At 66.6% G+C, this 11,812-nt stretch carries 3 protein-coding genes and 1 pseudogene; 1 reads left to right on the top strand and 3 read right to left on the bottom strand.

Translation table 11 applies throughout. From position 1 onward, the window contains the following. Positions 1-104, bottom strand: a pseudogene (locus ACIP98_RS40910) (ketol-acid reductoisomerase); the annotation flags it as partial. A gap of 532 nt (positions 105-636) precedes the next feature. Further along, a complete protein-coding gene (locus tag ACIP98_RS40915; protein ID WP_401981746.1) occupies positions 637-4,086 on the bottom strand; it encodes a S8 family serine peptidase in 3,450 nt (1,149 codons plus the stop codon). A 1,570-nt stretch (positions 4,087-5,656) separates the two neighbouring features. On the opposite strand from ACIP98_RS40915, the gene ACIP98_RS40920 reads away from it, so the two are divergent. After that, positions 5,657-9,199, top strand: coding sequence for a kelch repeat-containing protein (locus ACIP98_RS40920; RefSeq protein WP_401981749.1), 3,543 nt, complete (start codon positions 5,657-5,659; stop codon positions 9,197-9,199). 1,197 nt (positions 9,200-10,396) lie between these two features. Here ACIP98_RS40920 and ACIP98_RS40925 read toward each other — a convergent pair. Beyond that, positions 10,397-11,410, bottom strand: a complete 1,014-nt coding sequence (locus ACIP98_RS40925; RefSeq protein ID WP_401981752.1) for an alcohol dehydrogenase — start codon at positions 11,408-11,410, stop codon at positions 10,397-10,399. Between the last annotated feature and the right edge of the window lie 402 nt (positions 11,411-11,812).

Raw genomic sequence — 11,812 nt, forward strand, 5'->3', positions numbered from 1 at the left:
GACAGCGCGTGGGCGTGGCCCTGGCTCCCGTAGCCGATGACCGCGACCTTGCGGCCCTGGATGATGGACAGGTCGGCGTCGTCGTCGTAGAACAGTTCAGCCACTGAAGAGGCCTTTCATGCAGAAGAGTTCATTTACCGTCTGTCCTGAGATCAGGAATTCAGCACAGTGATCGATGTCGGCAAGGCGCTCCTTGTCAGGCGGTGTCTGCGGCGCTCCACAAATAGGTAGCGATGCCTTGGCTTTGGCGTCGGCGGGGTCTGGTCCAATGATCAAGGACCGCCCCTTGCAGAGACGAGATCGGAGGGCCCCCGCCTGTCCAGCTCGATCGGAGCGACAGGCGATAGCGATAGTTGAATTATACACGATATGCGTGCTGCCTCCGCGCTCGCCTGTGCATACCTCGGCCAATACGCTCAGCGATACGTCAACTACTTGTGTGTGGCACTCACGTACGGAGCTTGCATGTCATAAGCGCGATGGCGCGTTCGGCGGCCAGCTGCCATCGTGTCCGCCACTCTCCGTCCCACTACCGGCGTGCGCACGCCGGCACCGCTCTCAAACTCGACACACCACCCGCACACAACGTGGCCGGCCCCCAGTAAGGGAGCCGGCCACGTTGCGTGCGAAATCGGATCAGACCAGACCGGTCGCCCGGATGACGGTCTGCGTCACGGTGTTGCCCCATGTGTCCGAGGCACGGACACGCAGGGACAGGAACGTGGCGCGCTTCGGGGCGTTCAGGCGGACCTGCGCGCCACCGTTGGCGGTGCCGTGCCGCGTCAGTCGTTGCCAGGTCTGGCCGTCGTCATACGAGACCTCCACGGCGTCGGTACGGACCTGTCCGATCGAGACCCCCGCCAACTGCGAGGGTGTCACAGTGAGCTGGGCGTCGCGCCGTGCCGTGCCGCCCGCATCGGTGCGGATCCCATAGTCGAGTTGCAGGAGCGGGAGCAACTGCGGGTCGTCCGTGCGAGCTGTCGCGGAGGTGAAGTCCCACTCGGTATGCGTGGCGGTGGAGTACGGGTACCCCCCCGTTTGCCTGGTGGAGGTCACCAGGCGATAGCGGTTCGCTGCGGCCGGTACGTCTCCGCTCAGCCAGCTGCCCTCGGTGTGGGCGACCAGCTTGCCGCCTCGATAGAGCTCGTTCACCTGGGTCGCGGTCCCCGGCCCCTGCATACCGGTGTGATTGGTGCCGCCGTCGCCCCAGGCCGGAATGGGCACGTTGAGTTGGTCACCGTTGCGCTCAGGCAGCGGCTGGCCCTCGTTCATTCGGGGATGCCATACGGGGCCGAACCACTGCACGTCGGTGGTGTGCCCTGCCGGGTACTCGACCAGCCCGGAGAATTGGTCACCGGTATAGTGCGGGGAGTAATCGACGGCGTGTTCCATCCAGGATGCTTCGCCTGCCGGGGTGATCCAATCGGTGCGCTTGGCGCCGCTCGTCGTCTGCTGCAGGACGCCGACGTCGACTCCGAGGTAGGGCTGGACGTCGTAGCGGAACTCGTCGACCACTGGGCCGGCGTTGCGGAACTCGACGTCGACTCGGGCAAGGTGGTGTTCAGTGGGCGCGTAGCGCTGCGTTTGCGGGATTGTACCGTGCCAGGTGTGCACCAGGTCGTAGAGGTAGTCCGTCTCAGCGTGGCCGGCGACGCGCATGGGCACCGAGCCGGAACGGCTCTCCTGGATACGGGAGATCAGGGTCTCGCCCTCGGTCTGGGAGATGCCGGCGATGACGAGGTCGGTGCTGCCGACGGACTCCCGCAGTCGGCCTCCCTCGTTGTTGACGACGATGAGCAGTGCGACGCCGGCCTTCCGGGCGGCAGTGAACTGGTTGTCGGCTGCCGCGGAAGCGGCGGACCGCTCGTCATCGTCGTCGTCCGGTACGTACCGGACGACGGCGACTTTACTCTTGGCGCCGGCCGCCGAGTACTCCGCTGCGGTGCCGTTGCCCGCGAAGACGGCGGGCAGGGTGCGGGTGCCCTCGGTGGGACGGCCGGAACCGGGCTGGAGCAACAGGTCGTCGAACTCCTGTGGGCCCGAGGAGAGCGTGAGCAGCGGCTGCTGCATGCGCCACCGGACCGTGTAGGCCAGATCGCCCTGGGCTGGCTTCGGCATGGGCAGTGCCCAGATGCTGTCGGTGACGCTACCTACCGACAGGGTGTCCACCACTGGCGGAGAGCCGTCCTTGAAGGACAGGGTGAAGTCCATGCGGATGTCGCTGTCCGCGGAGGTCTTCGGTGTGACAACTTCGGTCCTGCGCAGCTTCCTCCCGTCCAGCGTGGTGTCGGTGTCGGTGTCGGCGACCACCACGTCCGTCTTTGCCATCAGGGCCCGGCCGTAGGAGGACGTGCCGTGGACACCGTGGACGGCGGGCCAGGACCAGACGGTGTAGGCGCCGGGTGGGACGACGACGTCAAGAGTGCCGAATTCGTCGGTGTAGGCGGCCAGGAGCTCGTCGCCCTTGCGCTGGTAGAACGCGAGTGCAGACACGGCCTTGCCGTCTTGGTCGGTGAAGTGGGCACGTAGGTGGTGCAGTGCCTCGTGCGTGCTGACCGCGAGAAGGGTGCGCGTGACGGCCTTGCCGCCGACCATGCCGTCGACGTCGCCGGTGAAGCGGGAATCGGCCGGCGCCCGGTCGAGGGCGGTGGTCACCGTGGTGGAGGCGGTGCCATGGGCGGGGACGGTGACCTGACGGTCCGCGACCGTGAACAGCCCCTCCGGTGCGTCCGGCGCGTTCACCTGCGGCGTGACGGTGACGGCGCTGTCACCGGAGTTGGCCCACTCCACGGTACGGGTCACCGTCTCGCCGGACGGCCCACCCGGGGAATGGATGCCCGCGTTGATGACACCGGTGGCGACCAGTTTGCCGGTGGCGGCAACCGCGTCCACGCGTCCGTTGCCACCTGCGTCCACGGAATTGAAAGATGCCGGTTTTGCGGTGCTGACCAGGGCGTCCTTGATTCGGGCCCCGTTCCAGTCCGGGTGCTTTGCTGCCACCAGGGCGGCGACGCCCGCCACGTGCGGGGTGGCCATGGAGGTGCCGCTGAGCGTGGCGTACGAGCCGCTACCGAAGGTCGCCCACTGGGAGCGCGCTGCCACGATGCCGACGCCGGGGGCGGTGATTTCCGGCTTGGCTGCGTCGTCCCGGAAGCGGGGGCCGCGGCTGGAGAAGTCGGCGACGGTGTCGGAGGAATCCACGGCGCCCACGGTGAGTGCGGCGTCCGCGGCGCCGGGAGCAGCGACAGTCCCCTCGTCGGGGCCGGAGTTCCCGGCGGCGATGGTGAACAACGCACCCGTTTCGGCGCTGAGTTCATTGACCGCCTGGCTCAGCGGGTCGGTGCCGTCGGTGGGTCCGCCGCCGAGGCTCATGCTGATCACGCGTGCCTTGGCGTCGCGAGCCGCCCACTCCATGCCGCTGATGACCCAGGAGTCGGAGCCACTGCCGGCGTTGTCGAGGACCTTGCCCACGTGCAGCCGCACGCCGGGGGAGACACCCTTCTCCTTGCCGCCGGAGGCCGCGCCGTTGCCGGCGATGGTGGATGCCACGTGGGTGCCGTGCCCGTGGTGGTCGGTGACGTCCTCGCCGGGGACGAAACTGGCGGAGGAGGCGACGGCGCCGTCGAGGTCGGGGTGGCCGGTGTCGTATCCGGTATCGAGGACAGCAACGTCGACGCCCTGCCCGGTGTCGCCGCCGGCCCACACCTCGGGGGCGCCGATCTGGGCGACGCTGTCCGCGAGGTCGGCCTTGACCTTGCCGTCGAGCCAGACCTTGCGCACACCATTGGCCAGGGACGGAGCCGCTGCGGCGGCTGTTGTCGCTGATTGCGGCGCGGTCTGGGCGGTGAGGTCAGCCCAGAACTTCGCGGCTTGGTTGTGGTCCTGGACGGTGGCGGTGCTGTCGATGCTGGTCAGCGCTCGAGCCCCGCTGGCACCGTTGGGGAGCGATGACGTCGCCAGCTTCCGGCGGGCGTCGGAGGAGTAGGTCAGGATGACGGGCAAGCCGTGCGAGCGGGCGTCGTCGTAGCCGTCTGTTATGAGGCGGGTGACGTTGAACAGGTCGGTGTCAAGCAGGCCGGCCGCCACATAGCGTTCCGCGGCAAGCGGGTATACGTAGGTATCACCGTGCTGTGTGGTGATACGTGCGTCGGCACGCTGTCCGCCTGGGCCTTCCACGGAAACGGTATCCCGACCGTTACCTCCGGGCGTGACGGTCACCCGGTCGCCCGTGATGAGGGTGACGGCGCGTGAGGTGCCACTGCCGGCGGCTCCGTTGGCGACGACAAGGTTTTTCGGAGATGTTGCCGCAGTGACGTGGTCGCTGGCGGATGCTGGTGGGATCACCATCAGCGCTGCCGCGACACCCGCGACGATCGGCAGGCCAGGTCGGCCCGGGAAGAGCGGTCTCACAGGGATCCTTTACGTTAGATCCATCCAATGTCCGCCGCATGCTAATGAGTTTTCCACCTCGGATGCAGGGCACGAAGTGCCTGATGAGGCGCGTGACGTATGCGGTGTTTTCTGTGCCCGAGGGGCATGGTTGCGACCAAAGCCGAACTTTCAGTGCAATGGGGAATGGCTATCCCATTTGCTCCGCAGATCATCTCGCACGCTTTCGGGCCGCGGTAACCAACTGCGGCAGGTCAGCGGGCCTGGGTGTGCGCAATTGAGGCATCGTCATGGCCTCGGGGGCATCGAATTCTCAATAGTTCTACTTACCATCACTCATTAGGATTCGGATAGAAGGCAAGTGCCAATGTTCTCCAAAACGCTGTCGTGAACATCACTCTACGTGGAGGCGGACTCAAAGGGTCCTAAACGGCGGATTTAGATTCAAATCCAATGCCGCAGCCATAGTGATTGTCTCGGTTGTTTTTGCGACAGTTCTCCCCGAAATTGACCCATGTGGCGAGGCGCTGCCAGCTGATGCGCCCGACGCCCCGGAGCTGGAAGACGCCGGTCCGTCGTCGCTGCTGGGCATTTCACGGAGAACGGAGAGCCTCGAAGGCTTCGCCAGACCTGCAGTCGGTTCGCAGCTGACATTCGTAATGATTTGGGCCGACTGTTCATTGACTTGTTCACGTCTGCACGTCAGCTTCGAAACCCCATCGAATCACACCAGATGTCCCCGAGACGGCAGCGCTCTCGCGGCGTACCCACATGACGCAACACGGCAGAAACATTGAGGATGCAGAGACACTGCCAGGGCCCGTTCCGCATCGCTATTATCCGAAAGTCCGCGGGATCGGCCACCTGCAGTGGCGCTCACAAATGATGTGCACAGAGACGGAGTAACCGGGTGCGAATACTTTTTGGCAGAGAATGGGTCCGAAGAAGAACATCCCATGCCTTCGGACGTACTGCTGCCACCATCGTCTGCGCCGCCGTCACCGCGAGTCTCGCGGTGACGGCCCCTGCCCAGGCTCGGCCAACCACGGATAAGGCGCCCACGGCGGCACCCACCTCTTCCGGAAGCCGAATACGCACGGAGCCCCTGTGCGGGACACCGTCACCCGGCGAGGCAACCTGCTTCGCGATCCGCCGAACCGACGTACAACAGAGGCGAACCCTGGGAACAAGCGGCCAGGATCCAGAGGGCTACGGGCCCGCCGACCTGCGCGACGCCTACGCACTCCCCGCGAACGGCGGTGCTGGCGTGACGATCGCCGTCGTCGTCGCCTACGACGCCCTGGAGGCCGAAGAGGACCTCGCCGTCTACCGGGCGCAGTTCGGGCTGCCGGCCTGCACCACTGCAAACGGCTGTTTCACCAAGGTCGACCAGCGTGGCGGCACCGCGTACCCGGCACCCAACCAGGACTGGGCCGCAGAAGCCGCGCTCGACCTGGACATGGTGTCCGCCGCAGCCCCCGCCGCCCATCTACTGCTGATCGAGGCCGACGACCCCGACATCGACAATCTCGGCGCCGCGGTAGAACAGGCGGTGGCCCTGGGGGCCGATGTCGTCTCCAACTCGTACGGCACCAAATACTCCCTGTACGAGGAGAACCCGGATGAGACGTCCTGGGACTCGTACTACGACCATCCCGGAGTGGCGATGGTCGTCTCCTCCGGTGACGACGCCTACGGTGTCGCCTTCCCTGCCGCATCCCCTCACGTCACCGCGGTGGGCGGGACCAGCCTGCGCAGAGACGGGAGCACCAAGCGGGGCTGGTCGGAGTCCGTCTGGTCGGACGACAGTTCCGGGCCCGGATCCGGCTGCTCCCGCTACCTGCCCAAGCCGGCCTTCCAAAAGGACTCCGGGTGTGACGGGCGCACCGTCGCCGACGTGTCCGCGGTGGCGGACCCCGACACGGGCGTGGCCGTGTACGACAGTTACGGCTCGGGCGGCTGGAACGTCTTCGGCGGCACCAGCGCTTCTGCACCCCTGATCGCGGGAGTCTATGCGTCGGCCGGCGCCCCGGTGGAGGGGAGCGAACCCAACTCATACCCCTATGCCGCCGACAAGACGGGCCTCAACGACGTGACCCAGGGGTCCAACGGCACCTGCGCGCCGGCCTATCTGTGCACCGCCGGCAGCGGCTACGACGGCCCCACCGGGCTGGGTACGCCCCATGGCACGGGTGCCTTCCGCATGGGCGCGCACGGACGGATTGGCGGTACGGTTACCGACGGCCGCAACGGAAAGCCGGTCGTTGGAGCCTCCGTTACTGCGGGCGGTATGTACCGGACCACCACCGACGCTGACGGCAGGTACGCGCTCACGCTGCCTGATGCCACCTACGACCTTGCCGTCGACGCCTACGGTTACGCCCGGACCAGCACCAGCAACGTGGCCATCAACGAAGGCGCCACAGCGACCCGCAATCTGCGCCTCACTTCGGTACCCAGCAAAACCGTCTCCGGCGCGATTACCGACGGATCCGGGCACGGCTGGCCGCTGTACGCGGCGATCTCCGTTAAGGGCGCACCGATCGACCCGGTATGGACCGACCCACGTACCGGGCGCTACCAAATCGCGCTACCTGTCGGCCACCAGTACACCCTGCAGGTCACGAGTGCATACACCGGCTACCAAGCTGTCAGCAGAACAATTGAGCTGGGGAATACCGCACGCACCCTCGACATAGGTGTCCCGGTTGACGCCACGACGGCCACCGCCGCTGGCTACCAGCCCCACTGGTCCGGAGTGACAGAGCCCTTCGCCTCGGCCACCTCCTCTACGCCCGTCGGTTGGACGGTGACCAACGCCGACAACACCACCGGTGGCTGGGTCTTCGACGATCCCGCCAGCCGCGGCAATAACACCGGCGGTGAGGGGGCCTTCGCCATCGTCGACAGCGACCACTACGGAGACGGCGCCGTACAGGACACTCAGCTCATCAGCCCTGACTACGACATGAGCGTCAACACGGTCCCCTACGTGGCTTTCGACACCGACTACCAGGGCATCACTGGTCAGTCTGCGACTGTCGACATCAGCACCAACCATGGACGGTCCTGGACCACCGTATGGGAGCAGTCCTACGGCTCCGTCAATGGCCCGGCCCGCATCGAGGTTCCGCTTACCAGATACGCAGGAGCACCCGCAGTTACCGTACGGTTCCACTTCACCGGCTCGTACGGCTGGCTGTGGGCGGTGGACGACGTGTTCATCGGTAACCGCACCTACGACCCCGTACCTGGAGGCCTGGTCATCGGGCGTGCCGTTGACGCCAACACCTCCGGACCTGTCAACGGCGCCCGAGTAACGGGCGTCGACGGCAGCGATCCGCGCCCAGCCCTCTCCACTGCGACCCCAGCCGATCCGGCACTCGGCGACGGCTTCTACTGGCTGTTCGCCCCCCTTCGTGCCAAGTCCCGCAGTGCAGCGCAGACTCTGACGACATCCAAACACCTCTATGCCGACCGGACCGTGAAGGCCCAAGTAGTTCGAGACCACGCAACGTACAAAGAACTGACGCTGCCAGCCGGCCGTGTCACTACCGACCCCGGGAGCGTCCGTACGACGGTACGGCAGGGCGGAACCATCCAGCAGAAGGTCACTCTTCACAACATCGGCGGTGCCGCAGCCACTGTCACACTGCACGAGGCGACTGCCCCCATCGACGGTCTTCCAACTTCCGATTCCTGGCAGGCGCTCCCTGACCTTCCTGTCGCGGTGATGGACAACGCCGTGGACACCTACCGGGGCACGGTCTATAGCGCCTTCGGCATGCAGGGCGACGACTCGGTCCACAACCGGCTGTGGTCCTACGATCCATCGGCTGGCGACGGCGCCGCGTGGACTGAACGTGCCCCAGCGCCAGAGGCCCGGCGGGGCCCCGTCCACGGTTTCGTCGGGGGCAAGTGGTATGTGGCGGGCGGTAAGACCGAGTCCGGGGAAGCCGTCAGCTCCGTTGCCGTTTACGACCCTGCAAGTGACACCTGGTCCCACCGGGCAGCAGCTCCTGCCGCCTTCTCGATTTCTGGGAGCGCGGTGCTGGACGGCCGCCTTTACATGGTCGGCGGCTGTGCCAGCAGTTGTGGCGTGACCGACGTCCAGGCCTACGACACCACCACCAATCGTTGGCTGAAACTCGCCAACTACCCTCTGCCCATTGCCTACCTGGCCTGCGGGGGTGTCGACGGACGCGTGGTCTGCGCAGGTGGACAGACCCCTGGCATTGGTGTGGTCGACGACGCGTACTCCTACAACCCTTCGACGGATACGTGGTCGCCGGTCGCCCATCTTCCGGTGGGGCTATGGGGTTCCGCATACACCACCGCCGACGACCAGCTACTGCTCTCCGGGGGCTCTACAGGAACACAAGACACTGCCTCCATCACAGGGCAGGGCTACGCCTACGATCCAGACCTCGACACCTGGCACACCTTGGCGGCCAGTGGTGTCCCCGTCTATCGAGGGGGAGCCGGTGCCGGCCTGTACAAGATAGGCGGTAGCACTGGCTGGGGCGCCGCCAACGCGGTCGCGACCACCGAATACCTGCCTGGATACACCGAGCCAGGCTCGACGCAGATCGACTGGCTGGACACCAACACGAACAAGGTCACCATCCCCGCGCACTCCTCAGTCACCGTTCGGCTCACACTGGACGCCTCTCTGCCGCACACCAGAAAGCTGGGCTCGTACAACGCCGTACTCAATCTGACCCACGACACCCCCTACGTCCTGATTCCCGTCACCATCCGCATGACCGTGATAGCCGGCCCCTGGCACCACGGCAGGGCCGCATACTGATGGGCGGTTCCCCGGTGCCGGGCTTGGATCGGTACCGGCACCGGGGAAAGGCCGACGCCACGCACCGGTGCTTCGGAAGGCACATGCCCCTTGCGATCGGGCGAGCAGAAGGGCCGGCTGCGGTGGTCCTGCCGTGCTGGGCGTGGGGTAGGTCGCTGGTCGCGGTCTCGGCAAGGCCCCGGTTGATACCGATCACTGCGCCGGTGGCGGGCAGCGGCTGCACCTGGACCGCGGCGACGAAGGGGGCGTGCCAGCGACCGAGGCCGTATCGGTAGGTGCGCACCGACGTGGGGGCGGGCAGGTCGCGGGACCACACCACCATCAGGGCGATGCCGCCGACCATGTGCAGGCGCCTGTCGGAGCGGGAAGCCGCGCCGGGTGTAGTTCAGTGTCGGTGTGGTCTCGCGCTTGGGTTTGATGCGGGGTACCCGGCGCGCTGCAGCATCGGCAGCCGGGCCGTAACGTCCTTCAACGCTCTGACGTGGGACTTCGTGAAATCCCTGAGTGTCTGCTGCTGCGCAACCGAGCTGCCTTACCGCAGGCCTGCCATTGACCGACCGGCTACGGTCAGCATCCTGTCGAGCTGCGCCGGGCCGGACGTGTGCTTCTGCGCGGTGGTCTGGTTCAGGGCGTGGATCTTGCGGCACAGGGCCACGCCCTTGTTCCCCACCCACCGGCACGGCGCCCACTTCGCCTCCAGACCGGCAGGCGCCGAGCACGACACCCGCAGCCGGAAGGCGTACCAGCATCCCCGAAGCCCTGCCCAGTCGTCACTGTCGCCGTTGGCCCGGCACCTCACAGCCCCCACCGACAACGAGAGAACAGATGCGCCGCCAACTCCCGCTACGCGGCTCCGACCCAAGACCCTCCTCCCCAGCCGGAAGGCCCGGGCCTCCTGGAGAAATCAGGTGAGTCTGCCCGTTGGCGACGGCCGTCGCGGCCCAGGACAGAACCTGACTGCCTACGGGCACCCGTACACTCATCGGCTGCGGTGGTCGGCCCGCAGGAACGGTCCCAGCGGGCCGACGAACAGAGATTCAAGCCGCTGCGGCAGTCTGCCGAACCGGTCATGGCTCCCCGCCGCGGTGATGTCCGGACGCCTTGAAAGTAGTCATCCATTTCCCCGACGGCACCGGCATCGAGGAGGGGAATGCCGAGACGAGCAGGGATGACGACGCGCGGCGGTAGCCGGACCGTTCAGGGGACGATGACCATGCGGAAACGCGCAGCACCGGACATCATGCGGGCGAACGCTTCGTTGACCTCCTCCAGCGGCACCGTCTCGGTCATCGGGCGGATCCCGGCAAGTGCGCTGAAGTTCATCGTGTGCTCGACGTCGCGCGAGGTGCCGGAAGGGTGGCCGATGACTGTACGGGCTGAGAGGATCAGCTGTGCCGGTGTGATCGGCAGCGGTCCGTCGTCCAGACCGACGAGGATCAGCTCGCCACGGGACTGGAGGCCGTCGACGCCTGCAGCCATGGCCTGCGAGTTGGAGGCCGTGGCAAGTACCGCGGTGGCACCGCCAAGAGCCTGCAGTTCTTTGGCCGGATCGCTGGCGGAACTGTCGATGTAGTGGTGGGCGCCGAGCTGCGTGGCCAGGGCCCGCTTGTCCTCGCCGCGCGCGATGGCGACCGTCTCGAAGCCGAATTTTGCCGCGTATTGCACCGCCAGGTGCCCGAGGCCGCCGATGCCGATCACCGCGACGAGGTCGCCGGGCCGGGCGTTGCTCTTTTTGAAGGCGTTGTAGGTTGTGACGCCGGCGCAGCCGAGTGGGGCGGCGTCGACGGCAGTCAGGCCGTCGGGGATCCGGGCCAGCGCGCTGACCGGGGCGACCATGTGGGTGGCGTAGCCGCCGTCGTATGCCCAGCTTGGCACCTGCAGGTTCTGACAGTTGATGAAGTCACCCTCGCGGCACGGCACGCAGTGGCCGCAGTGACCGCCGAACCAGCCGACCTCCACACGGTCGCCGACTGCCCAGTGCTGCACACCCTCACCGAGGGCGTCGATACGCCCGGCAACCTCGTGACCCGCGACCAGGGGGAAGCTGATGTTGGGGAAGGCGTTGTGTACAAAGCCAGCGTCGGTATGGCAGATGCCGGACGCCTCGACGGCGATCCGTACGTGCCCGGGGCCGGGCTCCGGCAGTTCGCGTTCAACGATTTCAAATGGTCGGCCTGGTTCGGAGACCTGAGCCACCCGCATGGAGTTCATTGCCCGTCCGTTACGTGAGAGGTTTCGGCGCATGGCGCCCTTCACTCCATAGTCCGCGCAAAGGGGAGGCTACTTCCCGCAGCCACGCCGGGCGGCTGATCACCTGTTTTCTCGCAGGGGGCTCCGGACTCCGGGCCGGGGAGGAATGGGGCCGTGGGTCGGAGCTACGTAGCGGCGGGGTTGGATGCGCATCTGTTGTGGCCTGTGCTGTCTTTCGTTGTCGGTGGGGGCTGAGGTTGCGGGGGGTGTCTGCGACGTGATGGCGGGGCGGGGGTCGGGTCCGTTATGCGCGACTCTTCGACCAGGCGGCCGTCACCCAGGGCTTCGGCGTAGTCGCATGATGTCCGGTTCGTGATCATCCGAGGCCGAGGAGTGTGAGGGGGCGGCGAGGGTCGCGGGCGT

Source organism: Streptomyces sp. NPDC088354 (assembly GCF_044753585.1).
GTDB lineage: Bacteria > Actinomycetota > Actinomycetes > Streptomycetales > Streptomycetaceae > Actinacidiphila.

What these genes read in the sequence shown, in the direction of transcription:
- ACIP98_RS40925 (WP_401981752.1), bottom strand. Translation starts at nt 11,410, where the DNA reads ATGAACTCCATGCGGGTGGCTCAGGTCTCCGAACCAGGCCGACCATTT.